15 protein-coding genes are annotated in these 16,447 nt (G+C 65.8%); 7 read left to right on the forward strand and 8 right to left on the reverse strand.

The features are described 5' to 3' along the window. Nucleotides 1–52 precede the first annotated feature (52 nt). On the reverse strand, nt 53–1,648 hold the full coding sequence (gene garD, locus AC1EJR_RS19750; protein ID WP_477147436.1) for a galactarate dehydratase: 1,596 nt from the start codon (nt 1,646–1,648) through the stop codon (nt 53–55). A 28-nt stretch (nt 1,649–1,676) separates the two neighbouring features. Then, complete coding sequence (locus tag AC1EJR_RS19755) at nt 1,677–3,041, reverse strand: MFS transporter (RefSeq protein ID WP_092296632.1); 1,365 nt, start codon at nt 3,039–3,041, stop codon at nt 1,677–1,679. A gap of 427 nt (nt 3,042–3,468) precedes the next feature. Here AC1EJR_RS19755 and kdgD point away from each other — a divergent pair, with 427 nt between their 5' ends. Continuing rightward, entirely contained in the window at nt 3,469–4,383 is a 915-nt protein-coding gene (gene kdgD / locus AC1EJR_RS19760) for a 5-dehydro-4-deoxyglucarate dehydratase (RefSeq protein WP_477147437.1), read from the forward strand. A gap of 367 nt (nt 4,384–4,750) precedes the next feature. After that, nucleotides 4,751–5,740: an isopenicillin N synthase family dioxygenase gene (locus tag AC1EJR_RS19765; protein ID WP_441593253.1), complete on the forward strand. Its 990-nt coding sequence runs from the start codon at nt 4,751–4,753 to the stop codon at nt 5,738–5,740. A 90-nt stretch (nt 5,741–5,830) separates the two neighbouring features. On the opposite strand, the gene AC1EJR_RS19770 is transcribed toward AC1EJR_RS19765, so the two are convergent. Further along, nucleotides 5,831–6,289 carry an HU family DNA-binding protein gene (locus AC1EJR_RS19770; protein WP_477147438.1) on the reverse strand — a complete coding sequence of 153 codons (459 nt, stop codon included), beginning with the start codon at nt 6,287–6,289 and terminating at the stop codon, nt 5,831–5,833. Between the two features lie 297 nt (nt 6,290–6,586). Continuing rightward, nucleotides 6,587–7,084, reverse strand: coding sequence for an Mpo1 family 2-hydroxy fatty acid dioxygenase (locus AC1EJR_RS19775; RefSeq protein ID WP_477113485.1), 498 nt, complete (start codon nt 7,082–7,084; stop codon nt 6,587–6,589). 212 nt (nt 7,085–7,296) lie between these two features. On the opposite strand from AC1EJR_RS19775, the gene AC1EJR_RS19780 reads away from it, so the two are divergent. The 3 genes from AC1EJR_RS19780 to AC1EJR_RS19790 all read left to right on the forward strand — a co-directional run bounded on the left by AC1EJR_RS19780 (nt 7,297) and on the right by AC1EJR_RS19790 (nt 11,006). Then, a complete protein-coding gene (locus AC1EJR_RS19780; RefSeq protein ID WP_477113484.1) occupies nt 7,297–8,196 on the forward strand; it encodes an arylamine N-acetyltransferase family protein in 900 nt (299 codons plus the stop codon). Nucleotides 8,197–8,390: 194 nt separating this feature from the next. Further along, nucleotides 8,391–9,155, forward strand: coding sequence for an SDR family oxidoreductase (locus tag AC1EJR_RS19785; RefSeq protein ID WP_092296647.1), 765 nt, complete (start codon nt 8,391–8,393; stop codon nt 9,153–9,155). 90 nt (nt 9,156–9,245) lie between these two features. Beyond that, nucleotides 9,246–11,006 carry a class I adenylate-forming enzyme family protein gene (locus tag AC1EJR_RS19790; RefSeq protein WP_477147439.1) on the forward strand — a complete coding sequence of 587 codons (1,761 nt, stop codon included), beginning with the start codon at nt 9,246–9,248 and terminating at the stop codon, nt 11,004–11,006. Nucleotides 11,007–11,026: 20 nt separating this feature from the next. On the opposite strand, the gene AC1EJR_RS19795 is transcribed toward AC1EJR_RS19790, so the two are convergent. The 3 genes from AC1EJR_RS19795 to AC1EJR_RS19805 all read right to left on the reverse strand — a co-directional run bounded on the left by AC1EJR_RS19795 (nt 11,027) and on the right by AC1EJR_RS19805 (nt 12,421). After that, a complete protein-coding gene (locus AC1EJR_RS19795; protein ID WP_441645003.1) occupies nt 11,027–11,482 on the reverse strand; it encodes a CreA family protein in 456 nt (151 codons plus the stop codon). Between the two features lie 23 nt (nt 11,483–11,505). Beyond that, entirely contained in the window at nt 11,506–11,991 is a 486-nt protein-coding gene (locus AC1EJR_RS19800; protein WP_092296653.1) for an acyl-CoA thioesterase, read from the reverse strand. 148 nt (nt 11,992–12,139) lie between these two features. After that, nucleotides 12,140–12,421 carry an HU family DNA-binding protein gene (locus tag AC1EJR_RS19805; protein WP_008651272.1) on the reverse strand — a complete coding sequence of 94 codons (282 nt, stop codon included), beginning with the start codon at nt 12,419–12,421 and terminating at the stop codon, nt 12,140–12,142. A gap of 508 nt (nt 12,422–12,929) precedes the next feature. Here AC1EJR_RS19805 and AC1EJR_RS19810 point away from each other — a divergent pair. Further along, nucleotides 12,930–14,132 carry an ammonium transporter gene (locus AC1EJR_RS19810; RefSeq protein ID WP_441593334.1) on the forward strand — a complete coding sequence of 401 codons (1,203 nt, stop codon included), beginning with the start codon at nt 12,930–12,932 and terminating at the stop codon, nt 14,130–14,132. A 153-nt stretch (nt 14,133–14,285) separates the two neighbouring features. Further along, complete coding sequence (locus AC1EJR_RS19815) at nt 14,286–15,152, forward strand: mechanosensitive ion channel family protein (protein ID WP_092296659.1); 867 nt, start codon at nt 14,286–14,288, stop codon at nt 15,150–15,152. Here AC1EJR_RS19815 and AC1EJR_RS19820 read toward each other — a convergent pair whose 3' ends face one another. After that, nucleotides 15,153–16,370 carry a Bcr/CflA family multidrug efflux MFS transporter gene (locus AC1EJR_RS19820; RefSeq protein WP_092296662.1) on the reverse strand — a complete coding sequence of 406 codons (1,218 nt, stop codon included), beginning with the start codon at nt 16,368–16,370 and terminating at the stop codon, nt 15,153–15,155. Nucleotides 16,371–16,447: the final 77 nt, after the last annotated feature.

Here is a 16,447-nt window from a genome sequence, read left to right on the forward strand (position 1 = left end):
AAAAAGGGACCGCGCGACGGCGGCCCCTTCTCTTCCCTGCCCAGCCAGTGACTCAGGTCACCGGCGCCGGGTTGAACAGCGCGAGCGAGTTGTAGAGCTTGTGGTGCTCGGCCCAGGTCTTCTTGCGCCCGCTGGCCACGTCCAGCATCAGGTTGAACAACTCCCAGCCTACATCCTCGATGGTGGCCTCGCCGGTGGCGATGCGGCCCGCGTTGATGTCCATCAGGTCGTGCCAGCGGCGCGCCAGGTCGTTGCGGGTGGCCACCTTGATCACCGGCACCTCGGCCAGGCCATACGGCGTGCCCCGGCCAGTGGTGAACACGTGCAGGTTCATGCCGGCGGCCAGTTGCAGCGTGCCGCAGATAAAGTCGCTGGCCGGCGTGGCGGCGTAGATCAGGCCCTTCTGCTTGAGCTTCTCGCCCGGTGACAGCACGCCGGAGATGGCCGAGCTGCCCGACTTGACGATGGACCCCATCGCCTTTTCCACGATGTTCGACAGCCCGCCCTTCTTGTTGCCGGGCGAGGTGTTGGCGCTGCGGTCCACGCGGCCACGGTCCAGGTAGCGGTCGTACCAGTCCATCTCGCGGATCATGGCCTCGGCCACTTCCGGCGTCGCGGCCCGTGCGGTTAGCTGGGCGATGCCGTCGCGCACCTMGGTCACTTCCGAGAACATCACGGCGGCGCCGGCACGCACCAGCAGGTCCGTGGCGTAGCCCACGGCGGGGTTGGCGGTCACGCCCGAGAAKGCGTCGCTGCCGCCGCACTGCACGCCCACCACCAGTTCGGAGACCGGGCAGGTCTCGCGCTGGCGCGCGTTCAGCACTTCGAGGTGTGATTCGGCCATGGTCATGATCGAGTCGATCATCGACCCGAAGCCCACGTGCTGGTCATCCTGCAGACAGACTACGCCCACCTGCACCTCGCCGGCGCCGGTCTGGATGGGGATCGTGCCGGGCGGCATCAGGCGTTCCGGCTGGAGCTTCTCGCAGCCCAGGCTCACCATCATCGCGCGGCCGCCGAAGTTGGGGTTCAGGGCGATGTTGCGCAGCGTGCGGATGGGCACGATGGCATCGGGGGCGTCGATCGCCACGCCGCAGCCATAGGTGTGCTCCAGGCCGATCACGTCGTCGACATTGGGGTAGCGCGGCAGCAGTTCGGCCTTGATGCGGCGCACCGCGTGCTCGACCACGCCGGACACGCACTGCACCGTGGTGGTAATCGCCAGGATGTTGCGGGTGCCCACGGAGCCGTCCGGGTTGCGGAAGCCTTCGAAGGTATAGCCTTCCAGCGGCGGCAGCGGCGCCGGCACGCGCGTGCCGATCGGCAGGTCGGTCAGGCCCGGCGGCTCGGGCATGCGCAGCACGCGCTCGTTGATCCAGCTGCCGCGCGGCAGGTCTTTCAGCGCGTAGCCGATCACCACGTTGTAGCGCATGACCGCGTCGTCCTGCTTCAGGTCCACCAGCGCCACCTTGTGGCCCTGCGGCACGCGTTCCACGAGCGTCAGGCCGCACGGGAACACCGTGCCGGCGGGCAGGCCGCCGTCATTGGCGATGATGGCCACGTTGTCGTCGGCGTGGATGCGGATGTACAGCGGCTTGGGGTCGGCAGCCACGGCCTGGGCGGCCACCGGGGAATCCTGTTCAGACATGTTGGGGGGTCCTTGTCTTCTCTCTATATCAGGCGTGCTTCAGTTCCACGCGCCGGATGTCCTTCACGATCACCAGGTAGCTCACCACGGTGACCAGGGCGTTGATGCCCACGAAAACCAGCGCGCCGTTGAACGAGCCCGTGACGCTGAGGATATAGCCGATCACGATCGGCGTCACGATGCCGGCGATATTGCCAAAGGTGTTGAAAATGCTGCCGGCGAGGCCCATGACCTCCTTGGGCGCCGTATCGGCCACCACAGCCCAGCCCAGCGCGCCAATGCCCTTGCCGAAGAAGGCCAGCGCCATGATGCCGACCACCAGCCACTCGGCATCCACGTAGTTGCAGGCAATCATCGACACGGACAGCAGCATGCCGACCACGATGGGCAGCTTGCGCGCGAAGGTCAGCGAGTAGCCCTTGCGCAGCAGGCTGTCGGAGATCACCCCGCCCAGCACCCCGCCCAGGAAGCCGCAGATAGCCGGCAGCGAGGCCACGAAGCCCGCCTTCAGGATCGACATGCCGCGCGCCTGCACCAGGTACACCGGGAACCACGTCAGGAAGAAGTACGTCAGCACGTTGATGCAGTACTGGCCGAGGTACACGCCAGCCAGCATGCGGTTGGAGAGCAGTTGCTTGGCGTAGAACCAGCCCGCCGGTGCCTTTTCCTTGGCCTGGCCGGCGCCTTCGTTCATATGGATCAGCCCGCCGCCCTGCTCGATATAGTCGAGTTCGGCGCGGTTCACGGCCGGGTGCGTGGCCGGGCTGCGCATGATCTTGAGCCATACCAGCGCCAGCGCCATGCCCATCAGGCCCATCCACAGGTAGACGTGGTGCCAGCCCCAGCTATGGACGACCCAGGCCATCAGCGGCGTGAAGACCACGGCGGCGAAGTACTGGGCGGCGTTGAAGATGGCCGATGCCGTGCCACGCTCGGCGGTGGGGAACCAGCTGGCGACCACCTTGGCGTTGGCCGGGAAAGCCGGCGATTCGGCCAGGCCCACGGCAAAGCGCAGCGCGAACAGCACGGTCATGACCGAGCCGATGGTGGCGAACACGCCCAGCCAGCCCTGCAGCAGCGTGAAGAACGACCAGACGAAGATGCTGGCCGCGTAGATGCGGCGTGCGCCGAAGCGGTCGAGCAGCCAGCCGCCTGGAATCTGCGCCATCACATAGGCCCAGCTGAAGGCGGAGAAGATATAGCCCATCTGCACGGCGCTGAAGCCGAACTCCTCGCGCATCGCGGGGCCGGTGATCGACAGCGTGGCCCGGTCGGCGTAGTTGACCGTGGTCACAATGAAGATGAGCAGGAGAATCCAGTAGCGGACGTTGGTGCGGCGCGCGCCTTCGACAGAAGTCGCGGCGGCGGTGCTGGAAGTGGGGCTTGCGTTCATCGGGGTCTCCTCACAGCCGGGGACCGGGTGCAGAATGCGTGGGAACCGGCTTGTGATATGTCGTCGTACGACTGCGATTATAGGGACGCGGTTCCGTCAGACACAGTGCGCGTTTACCCTGAACGGTGCAAATCGCCATGCTTTCGGGCATCGGGCCCGATGGCCTTCCTTTCAATCTCCTTGCGGCCTGGCGGGCGATCGGCAGGTCTGGGCGATGTGACGCCCCCCTCGTCTGCCCACCCCCGGTGCGGGCAAAAATGCCGGGGTTTTCCCTCGGTCGTGCCCTTAGCCCTTGCACCGTCAAGTTGTTAGTTGTACGATGACTTATCTCGAATCCACTCAGCAGTTGGGTGCGAGGTCATCGAACGGGCCTTGCCCCATTAACAAACCACACCATTTTCGCCATGTGGCGATCAGGATGAGCGACATGACTACACCGCAAGAACTCAAGCAGATTATTTCGGACGGCCTGCTTTCGTTCCCCGTGACCGACTTTGACKAACAGGGCAATTTCCGCCCGTCGACCTATATCGAACGCCTGGAATGGCTGGCCCCGTACGGCGCCTCGGCCCTGTTCGCAGCCGGCGGCACGGGCGAGTTCTTCTCGCTGACGCAGCAGGACTATTCGAACGTGATCCGCACCGCGGTGGAAACCTGCCGTGGCAAGGTACCCATCCTGGCCGGCGCCGGCGGCCCGACCCGCGTGGCCATCGAATACGCCAAGGAAGCCGAGCGCCTGGGCGCGCACGGCATCCTGCTGATGCCGCATTACCTGACCGAAGCCAGCGAAGAAGGCATCGCCAACCACATTGAAGAGGTCTGCAAGGCCACCAAGTGCGGCGTGATCGTCTACAACCGCGCCAACTCGCGCATCGGCGCCGACCTGCTGGAACGCGTGGTCGACCGCTGCCCGAACCTGATCGGCTTCAAGGACGGCGTGGGCGAGATCGAGGCAATGGTGCGCGTGCGCCGCAAGCTCGGCGACCGCCTGGCCTACCTGGGCGGCCTGCCCACCGCCGAGGTCTACGCCGCTGCCTACAAGGCGCTGGGCGTGCCGGTGTACTCGTCGGCCGTGTTCAACTTCATCCCGAAGACGGCGATGGACTTCTACCGCGCCATCGCGGCGGACGACCACGCTACCGTGGGTCGCCTGATCGACGACTTCTTCCTGCCGTACCTGGACATCCGTAACCGCAAGCACGGCTACGCGGTGTCGATCGTCAAGGCCGGCGCCAAGCTGGTTGGCCACGATGCCGGCCCGGTGCGCGCACCGCTGACGGACCTGAACGAAGAGGAAATGGGCAAGCTGGACGCCCTGATCCGCAAGCTGGGACCGCAGTAAGCGGTCATGTGGTGCCCTCCCCGCTGCGGGAGGAAAGAACTGAACGCCGGCCTTTGCGCCGGCGTTTTTTTGGGCGCGCCGCACCATCCTGCGGCATGGCGTGCGCCACCCCGGCGCAAATCGGCCCGGAACTGGGTCAAAACCGGGTCGTGCCGGCTGGCCCGAAACCTGCAATCTCACCCCCCGAAGAGTAGAAGCGTTCAACCGCCCACCCCCGGTGCGCGGCAGGAAATTGCTCTTGACGTCCGTGCCCCGCCCTTGCGCGACTGGCACCGGGGCTCAAGAGATCGTCCGCAGGTCAGATCCCCCGGCAGTCATCGCGCGAAAGGCAGGACCGCACCCAACCTTTCCTGACTCCGGAACGATCATGACCGACACCGCCTCCCTCCACGAACTGGCCCGCGAATCCCGCATGGGCGCGCAAGGCCACGAGACCAGCGCGCGCGAGATCCGCCGCATCGACCTCTCCGACTACCCCCGCCGCAAGGCCGAGATCGCCGACGAACTCTGGCATGCGGCCGTGGACGTCGGCTTCTTCCAGGTAGCGAACCATGGCATCGACCTCGCCGCCGTGCGCGAAGCCTTCGCCATGACCGAACGCTTCTTCGCGCTGCCGGAGGCCGTGAAGGGCCTGTATCCGCTGCAGAAGGCCAACAACGCGGGCTGGGAGTCCCGCGCGCAGGTACGGCCGTCCACGGGCACGCCGGACCAGAAGGAGTCCTACCAGATCACGCGCCCGCACATGGCGCCGCTATGGCCCACTGAGGCGGAGCTGGCCGGCTTCCAGGCCACCATGCTGGCCTTCGAGCGCCAGTGCTGGGAGGTGGGCATGAAGCTCCTGTCCTGCTTCGCCGACAAGCTCGGCTTCGATCCGGAATTCTTCACGCGCGCCCACGACCCGGCCGCGCCGGACTACCAGAGCACGCTGCGGCTGCTGCACTACTACGCGATTCCGCCCGAGGCGCAGGACAAACTCGAACTCTGGCGTGCCGGTGCCCATACGGATTTCGACTGCCTGACGCTGCTGTTCCAGCGCCAGGGCCAGGGCGGCCTGCAGGTCTGTCCGGGCAAGGAGATGGAGGCGCAGGCGTGGACGCCCATCGCCCCGGACGAGGACGTCATCACGTGCAATATCGGGGACATGCTGATGCGCTGGAGCGATGACCGCCTGCCGTCCAACTTCCACCGCGTGCGCAACCCCGCGCCGGGCGAGTACATGGGCCCGCGCTACAGCCTGGCGTTCTTCTGCCAGGCCAACCGCGAGGCGACGATCGAGGGCCCTGCGCGGCTGTACCCAGCCATCTCGGCGGGCGATTTCCTGCGCCAGCGCGTGGCGGCCAATTTCAAGGCGTACTGACCCGCCCTCGCCGCCCGGGCATCCGGGCAACAAAAAACCCCACGCGCCGGAGCGGGTGGGGTTTTCAGGACTACCAAAGATGCGTGGCGATCAGGCCGCGGCGTCCTTCAGCTTCTTCAGCGKACGGACCTTGACCTTGACGCTGGCCGGCTTGGCCGGGAACCAACGCTCTTCACCCGTGAACGGGTCCTTGCCAAAGCGCTTCTTCTTGGCCGGCACTTGCTGTGCGGTCACCTTCAGCAGGCCCGGCAGCGTGAATTCGCCGGCGCCCTTCTTGTTCAGCGCGCTGACGATGGTGTTTTCCAGATGGGCCAGCACCGACTTCACGGCCTTGGCTTCCAGCTGGGTCTGAGCTACCAGGTGAGCGACCAGGCTCGACTTGTTGAAGGTGTCCTTCAGCGGCTTCGGGGCCGGAGCAGCGGCGGGAGCAGCCTTCTTGGCCGGAGCGGCCTTCTTGGCGGCAGCCTTCACGGGTGCCTTGGTTGCCGGTGCCTTCTTGGCAGCGGGCTTGGTTGCAGTCTTCGTGGTCGGTTTCGCTTTGGTCGCCATATCGATATACGTGAGTTGAAGAATGTGTCCCGGCGTATCGCTGCGTATCGCTGCGTCTCACCGCAGTGGCACGTTGCGAATCACGGGTGCCGGTACGCACTGAATCATAGCGGAAAGTACCGCAAGTCAAGGGGTTTTCGTACATGAGGCACGTCAAACCCAGTGAAAACCCCGGGTTTTGTCGCTGCTTTGCGTCAGCAACGGGCTCGCGAGCGGGCCTTGCGCACGCGTAAAGGGGGTACGTCCCCCCACTTTGGCGTGCGCGGCGTGTGCCCGAAGATCTGGAATCTGACCCGATCAGTGCACGTGCGCGGCCATTGCGTCGTGCGTTTCGCGGGCAAGGCCCATCGCGAACGCGGTCTCCGCCACCAGGAAGAGCGGGCCGATCAGCAGCCCGACGAGGTCATCGACGAACGCCGGCTTGCGCCCCTCGTAGTAGTGCCCGACGAACTGGATGATCCATCCCACCACGAACAGGCCGATGCCGGAAGCGAGCCAGGCCGCCGTCGGCAGCGCGGCAATCCATGCCCCAACCCATAGGAATACGGCCAGAATGACCGCCATGGCGAGGCCGAAGGCGAACGACAGCCGCAGGTAGAACAGGCACGAGAGCGCGTAGACGACCATGGCCGGGGTGAGGAACGCCGCCCCCTCGCCGAGCGGCAGGGCGGGCCGGCCGAGCAGCGTGGTCACGGCCAGCACGATCATCGGGATGCCGACGAAATGGGTGACGATGTTGCGGCGATCGCGGTGATAGGCCGCGTAATGCGACAGATGCTCGATCAGGGTTTTCACGGGGCGTCTCCTGTGAGAGGGCCCGGCTGAGGATGACCCTGTCATGCGTGGGGCATCGGTGCCGGTGGCGTTGTGGACTTATAGTAGTGGGCGCGCCGGCCTCGGTCTACCCCACCGCTGACGAAGCGGATTCCGTCGGCGCAGCCTGGCATTCTCGCCAAACCAACCGCCACCCGGGCCGCTATCGGACCCCCACGGAGACAGCGAACCCCATGCTTCCCGTCGATGAAATTTCCCCGCTCTCGCCCGATCAGCTACCGGCGTGGCTGGCGCGGATCGGCCTCGATGCCGCGCCAGCCAGCCCCGACCTCCCCGCGCTGGACGCGCTGATCGCAGCCCAGCTCGCCCATCTCCCGTTCGAGAACCTGAATCCGCTCACGGGCCGACCCGTGCGGATCGACGTGCCGGACGTGTTCGAAAAACTCGTCACCCAGGGGCGCGGCGGCTACTGCTTCGAGCTCAATACCCTGTTCTGCGCCGGGCTCAAGGCGCTCGGCTATACCGTGGTGCCCCTGGCCGCGCGCGTGCGCTGGCGGCTGCCGGCGGACCATCCGCCCACCGGGCTCTCCCACATGCTGCTGCGCGTCGAGGTGGCCCACGAGAGCTATCTGGCCGACGTGGGCTTCGGCGGCACCACACTCGACCGCGCGCTACCGCTGTCCTTGCCGGTCGACCCTGACGTGCCGTTCCGGCTGACGCCCACGCCGGCGGCGCAGTTGGCCAGCACCGCGTTCCACGCCTACGACCTCGAATTCCGGTCCGATGACGGCACCGGCGCGGACGACTGGCGCGTGATGTACCGCTTCGACCTGACCCCGCAGCCGAAGATCGATTACGTGGCGCGCAACTGGTACGTGTCGACCCATCCAGACAGCCAGTTCACACAGACGCTGATGGTGGCGCGGGTGGAGGACGGGGTGCGCCTGGCGCTTCGCAACGGCCAGTTCGCCGCGCGCGCCGCCGACGGCAGCGTCCAGAAGCAGGAACTGGACGACGCCGAGGCCGTCATCGACCTGATCATCCACCGCTTCGGCATCCCCCTGGACGCGCCGCTGCGCGGTGCGCTGGCCGCCACCCTGCCGCGCGTGCTCGCCGCCGACAAGGAGGCATGAGGGGCATATAAGGGGCAGAGCGTTCCACGCTGCGGCACGCGTCATGCATCGCGTGAATTGCCCGCAGAAAGTTTGCTGATACCACCCCCGGCGTGGCGGTTTGCGGGTGGACTGAGGGGGGCGGCGTCCCCATAATGTCCCGGCACCTCATATATCCAGCGACGGCAAGACCGCCGCGATCCTCAGGAGACACCATGTCATTGTTCGATCTGTCGGGCAAGGTTGCCATCATCACCGGTTCGTCGCGCGGCATCGGCCGCGCCATCGCCGAGCAGATGGCCGTGCAAGGCGCCAAGGTGGTCATTTCGTCGCGCAAGGCCGAAGCCTGCGCCGAAGTGGTGGACGCCATCAACGCGCGCCACGGCGCCGGTACCGCCATCGCCGTGCCGGCCAATATCTCGTCGAAGGAAGACCTCCAGCACCTGGTGGACGAGACCAACCGCACCTTCGGCAAGGTGGACGTCCTGGTCTGCAACGCCGCCTCGAACCCGTACTACGGGCCGATGAGCGGCGTGACGGACGACCAGTTCCGCAAGGTGCTGGACAACAATGTCATCTCCAACCACTGGCTGATCCAGATGGTGGCGCCACAGATGATCGAACGCCGCGAGGGCTCAATCATCATCGTGTCGTCGATTGGCGGCCTGCGCGGCTCCCCGACGATTGGCGTCTACAACGTCTCCAAGGCGGCCGATTTCCAGCTCGCGCGCAACCTGGCCGTGGAGTTCGGGCCGCATAACGTGCGCGTGAACTGCATCGCCCCCGGCCTGATCAAGACCGATTTCGCGCGCGCGCTGTGGGAAGATCCCGAGCGTTACAAGCAATCGACCCAGGGCGCCCCGCTGCGCCGCATCGGCGAGCCGGTCGAGATTGCCGGCGCCGCCTGCTTCCTGGCCTCGGCCGCCAGCACCTTCATGACCGGCCAGGCGATGGTCGTGGACGGCGGCGTCACGATCTGACCCCACCCCCTCCCGGGCGGCGGTGGCTCCGGCTCCTGCCGCCCTTCGCGTTTCTGCACGTCCACCTGCAATGCAGCCCCGGAGGCAGTCATGTCGCAACATCCTCAGCAAACCGCCGCGTGGMCGGTGATGTCCCTCGCCGAAGCCCACGCCCGCCTGACCGCGCCCGGCGCGCCCTTCGAAACCGAGACGCGCGTGATCCGTGGCATTCCCACGACTGTCTGGAAAAACGCCCCGCCCACGCTACGCGACCTGTTCCTGGTGGCCGCCGGCTGGGGCGAGAAGACCTTCGTCGTCTATGAGGACGAGCGCGTCAGCTACCGCGCGTTCGCACTGGCCGCCACGGCGCTGGCGCACCAGCTGATCCGGGACGGCGTACGCAAGGGCGACCGCGTTGCCGTGGCCATGCGCAACCTGCCCGAATGGCCGGTGGCGTTCTTTGGCGCGCTGCTGGCGGGCGCCATCGTCACGCCGCTCAATGCATGGTGGACGGGCGCCGAACTCGAATACGGGCTGGCCGATTCGGGCAGCCGGATCGCCATCGTCGATAACGAGCGGCTCGGCCGCATCCTCGAGCACCTGCCGGCCTGCCCGGCGCTGGAGCGCGTCTATGTGTCGCGACTGCCGGAGAGCGGCGACTTTTCTCAAATCACGGGCGACGCCCATATCGCTACGCTCGAATCGGTGATCGGCCCGTCGTCGGCCTGGAACGGCCTGCCCTCGCAATCGTTGCCGGCCATCCCGCTGGACCCGGACGAGGACGCGACGATCTTCTACACCTCGGGCACTACCGGCAAGCCAAAGGGCGCCGTGGGCTCGCACCGCAACGCCACCTCCGTGGCCGTGGCGGCCCAGTTCAGCCCGCTGCGCAACCTGCTGCGGCGCGGCGAGCCGGTGCCCGAGCCGGATCCGAACGCCCCGCAGAAGGCGGCGCTGCTGGCGGTACCGTTCTTCCATGTCACGGGCTGCATGTCAGTGCTCAATGGCGCACTCGCGACGGGCGGCAAAATCGTGCTGCTGCATCGCTGGGACACGCTCCAGGCCATGGCGCTGATCGAGCGCGAACGCTGCACGGGGGCCGGCGGCGTGCCGACCATCGCCTGGCAGATCATCGAGCATCCCCAGCGCGGCGACTTCGATCTGTCATCGCTGGAGAACATGAACTATGGCGGCGCACCGGCCTCGCCGGAACTGGTGCGGCGCATCAAGGAAGTGTTTCCACACKCGGCGCCCGGCATTGGCTGGGGCATGACGGAGACCTCGGCCACCTTCACCAGCCACAGCGCGGAAGAGTACGTGTYCCGGCCAGACAGCAGCGGCCCGGCCCTGCCCATCGGCGAGATGAAGATCGACGATGGCTTCGGGCGCGCGCTGCCCTTGGGGGAGACCGGCGAGCTGATGGTGCGCGGCGCGAACGTGGTGCACGGCTACTGGAACAAGGCCGAGGCGACGGCCAAGACCTTCGTCGATGGCTGGCTGCACACTGGCGACATCGCCCGGCTGGATGCGGACGGCTTCCTCTATATCGTCGACCGGATGAAGGACATGCTGATCCGCGGCGGCGAGAACATCTACTGCATCGAGGTGGAAAGCGCGCTGTACGCCCATCCGGCCATCATGGATGCGGCGCTGGTCGGCATCCCGCACCGCACGCTGGGCGAGGAGCCCGGTGCGGTGGTGAGCCTGAAGCCGGGCATGGCTGCCACGGAAGCGGAGTTGCAGGATTTCGTGCGGCAGCAGCTGGCGGCGTTCAAGGTGCCAGTGCGGATTATCGTCAGCGGGGAGATGCTGCCGCGCAATCCCAATGGGAAGATTCTGAAATCGAATCTGCGCAAGCTGTTTGAAGCCTGAGGTTGCTGAGGGGCTGAGGCTTACTTGACGGGGATCGGTGTCCCGGCCGGCACCGGTACCGCCGTCACCGCGTTCTGCGGGCTGCCGCTGACGATGCGGTCGGAGTAGGTCAGATAGACCAGCGTGTTGCGCTTGCGGTCCACCGCACGCACCACGTGCAGGGTCTTGAACAGGATCGACATCCGCTCGGAAAACACGTCTTCCTGCGCCTTGACCGGGCCCTTGAAGGTGATGGGGCCCACCTGGCGGCAGGCAATCGAGGCTTCCGGCGGGTCTTCGGCCATGCCGAGCGAGCCCTTGATGCCGCCCGTGCGCGCCCGCGAGACGTAGCAGGTGATGCCGTCCACCTGCGGATCGTCATAGGCTTCGATCACCACCTTGTCGGAGCCGGTGACGCGGAAATTCGTGCTGACGCTGCCGATTTCCTCGGCCTGCGTGATGCTGGAGAGCGCCCACAGGCCGGCGACGGCCATCATTCCGATGCGGATGTTCGCCATGGTCAGTCCGCCGAACCCTTGATCTCGTCGTGCCGGCGCTCCATTTCCTGGCGCAGCGCGCGGCGCTGCTGGGCGGCGGCAAAGCGCTGGCGCTCCACCTCGTCACGCGGTTGCAGCGGCGGCACCTCGGCCGGCGCGCCGTTGTCGTCCACGGCGACCATCGTGAAGTAGCAGCTATTGGTATGCCGTACCACCTTGCTGCGAATATTCTCAGTCACCACCTTGATGCCGATTTCCATCGAGCTTCGGCCGGTGTAGTTCACGGCAGACAGGAAGGTGACGAGTTCGCCCACGTGGATCGGCTGGCGGAACATCACCTGGTCCACCGACAGCGTGACCACATAGCGGCCGGCGTAGCGGCTGGCGCAGGCGTAGGCCACCATGTCCAGGTACTTCAGGATGGTGCCCCCGTGCACGTTGCCGGAGAAGTTGGCCATGTCCGGCGTCATCAGCACGGTCATGGAAAGCTGGTGGGACAGATCGTTCATCGCAGAAAATCCAGAAATCGAGCCTGAGGCGCGGGCAGTGTAACCCGACGAGGCGCGCCAATGGGCAAATCCGCGCGTGGACATCATGGCCCAAAAAGAAAAGCGGCCCCGAAGGCCGCTTTCCTTACTTTCAAGAACGCGAACTTGCTTACTTCTTCTTGTTCACGGCGTCCTTGAAACCCTGGCCGGCGGAGAACTTCACCGTCTTGGCGGCCGGGATCTTGATCGTTTCGCCGGTGCGCGGATTGCGGCCGGTACGGGCAGCACGCTTGCCCGAGCTGAAGCTACCAAACCCCACCAGGGTGACCGAGTCCCCCTTGGCCACTGCCTTTTTGATACTGTCCAGCGCGGCGTTCAGCGCGCGCTCKGCGGCGGCGTTGCTGAGTTCTGCTTCCGCGGCGATGGCCGATACCAGTTCACCTTTATTCATGGCTAGATTTCCCTTGTTGGTCGTCGTCACCGGACATCTGCCTGCCGGCAAATTACCGATCGGCGCAGTCTAATCTGCCCTTTGCGCCTTGGGCAATCCCCAGTGGCACCGAAGCAACGAAAACGGCCGGAAAACGTTCTCTGGCAAGACTTAGCGGGGGTTTTACCCCTCTTTTCCCCAAATGGAATCGTCACTTTTTCAGCCCGACACGTATCGTGCGGCGCACATGCACGGGGCCGCGCTTCGTCGGCCTCCCCCCGGGCGAGGACGCACCATTCTGGATCGCACAGCGCGCGCTATACGCCCGCTTTTGGCGCATGGCGATCCATAATGAGGCGTGGCTCGTACGGCGGCGCAGCCGCTGCGCGCAATAGTTGATCCGACAACTCGCCCGGAAACGCCACACCAGTGCGCCACGCACCGCCTCGGCGCTATTTTCCCCATTTTGCATCGCTGTCTGGAACGGATTTTGCATACTCGTGCTCCCATTTTGAGCATTGAGGTAGCAATGGAAAACTGGAAAACGGGCGCCGATGCGATGTTCATCCTGCTCGGCGCCATCCTGGTACTCGCCATGCACGCGGGATTTGCATTCCTGGAACTCGGCACGGTGCGCAAGAAAAACCAGGTGAATGCACTGGTGAAAATCCTTGTTGATTTTGCCGTTTCCACGATTGCTTACTTTTTTGTCGGTTATACGGTGGCGTACGGGGTGCAATTCATGTCCGGTGCCGAAGTCCTGGCACAAAAGAGCGGATATGAACTGGTGAAATTCTTCTTCCTCGCCACATTTGCGGCGGCCATTCCGGCGATTATTTCGGGAGGCATTGCGGAGCGCTCGCGATTCAATCCGCAACTGGTCGCCACCTTCATCCTGGTAGGTTTTGTCTACCCGTTCTTCGAAGGTATCGCCTGGAACAACCGCTTCGGCATCCAGGACTGGATCGCCTCGGTTGCGGGCTCGCCGTTTCACGATTTCGCAGGCTCGGTCGTCGTGCATGCCGTGGGCGGCTGGATCGCCCTGCCTGCCGTGTTGCTGCTGGGCGCCCGGCGCGGCCGGTACTCGAAGGACGGCCGCATCAGCGCGCATCCGCCCTCGAACATCCCCTTCCTGGCGCTCGGCGCCTGGGTGCTGGCGGTGGGCTGGTTCGGCTTCAATGTGATGAGCGCCCAGACCGTGGACAAGATCAGCGGCCTGGTGGCCATCAATTCGCTGATGGCGATGGCCGGCGGCACGCTGGCGGCGTGGTGGGCCGGCCGCAACGACCCCGGCTTCGCCTACAACGGCCCGCTGGCCGGGCTGGTGGCCGTGTGCGCCGGCTCGGACCTCATGCATCCGCTCGGCGCGCTGATCACCGGCGCGGTGGCCGGCGTGCTGTTCGTCTATTTGTTTACGCTGGCCCAGAACAAGTGGCATATCGATGACGTGCTGGGCGTCTGGCCGCTGCACGGCTTGTGCGGCGCCTGGGGCGGCATCGCGGCGGGCATCTTCGGCACCCATGCGCTCGGCGGCATGGGCGGGGTGTCGCTGGTCGCGCAGCTGATCGGCACGGCGCTCGGCATCGTCATCGCGCTGGTGGGCGGCACGGTAGTCTACGGTGCACTGAAGAAATTCGTCGGAATACGACTGGATGCCGAAGCCGAGTTCAATGGCGCGGACCTGACCCTGCACCGCATTTCGGCCACCCCGGAGCGCGAGACCAACTGGTAATCCACCCTTGTTGGGACTGGGAGAAAGCGGCCGGACAGCGTTCCGGCCGCTTTGTTATTTGCGCATATCGAACGGCGGATTTTCGCGAAATTATTAACTTGAACTTGCCCGCGACGAGGCCAATAATGCCCTTGCCTAACAGGAGCATGCCCCATGGATACCTCTTCGTTGCAGAGCTTTCGCGAGCTGATCGTCGGTTACGCCACCGTGTTCGGCGTCAAGATCCTGGCCGCGCTGGCCTTCTGGGTGATCGGCCGCTGGCTGATCCATTTCGTCGTCCGGCTGGTCCAGAACTCGCTGGCCCGGCAGAAGGTGGACCCCACGCTGTTGCGCTACGTCGGCTCCATCGTCACCGTCACCCTCAACGTGGTGCTGGTGATCGGTATCCTCGGCTACTTCGGCATCCAGACCACCACCTTCGCGGCGCTGATTGCGGCGGCTGGCGTGGCCATCGGCATGGCGTGGTCGGGGCTGATGGCGAATTTCGCGGCCGGCGCCTTCCTCGTGGTGCTGCGGCCGTTCAAGGTGGGCGATTTCGTGACCATCGGCGGCGTGACCGGCACAGTCAGGGAGATCGGCCTGTTCGCCACCACGCTCGACACGCCGGACAACGTGCTGACMGTAGTCGGCAACAACAAGATCTTCTCGGACACCATCCAGAATTTCACCGCCAATGCCTACCGGCGCGTGGAACTGAAGGCGCAGTTGGCCGGCTCGACCGACGCGATGGCCGCCGTGGCACTGCTCAAGGAGCGCATCGGCGCGATTCCCAACGTCCTGGCGGAACCGCCGGTCGACGTGGAGATCCTCGAATTCACGCTGGTCGGCCCGGTGCTCGCCGTGCGGCCCTACTGCCATAACGATCACTACTGGCAGGTCTATTTCGATACCAACCGCGTGATTCGCGAGAGTTTTGGCCAAGCCGGATTTGCCGCCCCGATGCCGGCGCAGATGGTGGTCATGCAGCCCGCGCCGGCCATGCCGATGGCGCCGGCGACGCCCGCCAACCAGGCCGCCTGATCAGGCGGGCACGGCCGCGCCGGCCCGCCCGTAGCGCCGCAGCAGGACCGCGCTGCAGCCGCACACGGCCATCACCACGGCCAGTGGCAGCGCGGTACCGTCGTGCCATACGCTGACGGCGGCGCCAGCCAGCGTGCCGAATCCGAACTGCAGCGTGCCCATCAGCGCGGACGCGGTGCCCGCGCGATGGCTCTGGTGCGCCAACGCCAGCGCCGACGCATTCGGCGTGATGCACCCCATACCCGCCAGAAAGACGAAGAAGCCGACCAGCAGCACCGGCAGCACGGCCATGCCCGCCAGCGCCGCGACGGCCAGCATCAGGCCGGCCAGCAGCGGCGCGTACAGGGCCATGCCCAGCACGGCGTCGAGCGAGCGCGCACGCACCAGGCGCGTATTGATCTGGGACATCGCGATCAGCCCGAACGCGTTCGCCCCGAACACGAAACCATAGTGCGAGGGGTCGATGCCATGCAACTCGATCAGCACGAACGGCGAACCGGCGATATAGGCGAACATGCCTGCCTGCACGCAGCCCGCCGCCAGCGAGTAGCCCAGGAATTCGCGGTCGCGCAGCAGCTCCCAGTAGTTGCGCAAGACGGTGCCCGGGTGCAGCGTGCGGCGGTGCGCCGGATCGAGCGACTCCTCCATCCGTGCGTGAACGAACCAAAGGATCAGCACGGCCGCGCCACAATGGATCCAGAAAATCGCGCGCCAGCCCAGGGCAGAGAGGACGGCCCCGCCGATCAGCGGCGCGAGGATCGGCGCCAGGCCCATCACCAGCATCAAGGAAGAAAACGCCCGCGCCGAATCCTTGGCCTCGAGCCGGTCCCGGATCACGGCGCGCGACACCACCAGGCCGGTGCAGCCGCCAAGCGCCTCCAGGAAGCGCCACAGCATCAGGGACTCCACGCTACCGGCCAGCGCGCAGCCGGCAGCGGCGGCGCCGTACAGCGTCAGTCCTATATAGAGGGGGGCCTTGCGGCCGTAGCGGTCGCTGATCGGACCGTAGAACGCCTGCCCGATCGCCAGCCCGACCAGGAAGGTGCCCAGCGTCAGTTGCACCTGCCCGATCTCGGTGTGGAGGTCTGCCGCGAGCGCCGGAAAGCTCGGCAGATACATGTCGATGGACAGGGGCGCCAACGCGGTCAGCGACGCGCAGATCAACAGCCAGAGGGGAAAACGTGGAGCAGATGTGGAGGCGCGAGGGCTGGCAGTCATGAAACGGTTCCGAAGACAAGGCGCAATTGTTGCACAGGTTACAAAGCGTGCTTTCGGTGTGGCGTGGCTTTCGCATG

The organism is Cupriavidus sp. 05T42, from assembly GCF_056396345.1.

Coding starts and splice junctions, on each gene's coding strand:
- AC1EJR_RS19755 (WP_092296632.1), bottom strand. CDS start 3,041: ATGAACGCAAGCCCCACTTCCAGCACCGCCGCCGCGACTTCTGTCGAA.
- AC1EJR_RS19765 (WP_441593253.1), top strand. CDS start 4,751: ATGACCGACACCGCCTCCCTCCACGAACTGGCCCGCGAATCCCGCATG.
- AC1EJR_RS19780 (WP_477113484.1), top strand. CDS start 7,297: ATGCTTCCCGTCGATGAAATTTCCCCGCTCTCGCCCGATCAGCTACCG.
- AC1EJR_RS19785 (WP_092296647.1), top strand. CDS start 8,391: ATGTCATTGTTCGATCTGTCGGGCAAGGTTGCCATCATCACCGGTTCG.
- AC1EJR_RS19795 (WP_441645003.1), bottom strand. CDS start 11,482: ATGATGGCCGTCGCCGGCCTGTGGGCGCTCTCCAGCATCACGCAGGCC.
- AC1EJR_RS19800 (WP_092296653.1), bottom strand. CDS start 11,991: ATGAACGATCTGTCCCACCAGCTTTCCATGACCGTGCTGATGACGCCG.
- AC1EJR_RS19810 (WP_441593334.1), top strand. CDS start 12,930: ATGGAAAACTGGAAAACGGGCGCCGATGCGATGTTCATCCTGCTCGGC.
- AC1EJR_RS19820 (WP_092296662.1), bottom strand. CDS start 16,370: ATGACTGCCAGCCCTCGCGCCTCCACATCTGCTCCACGTTTTCCCCTC.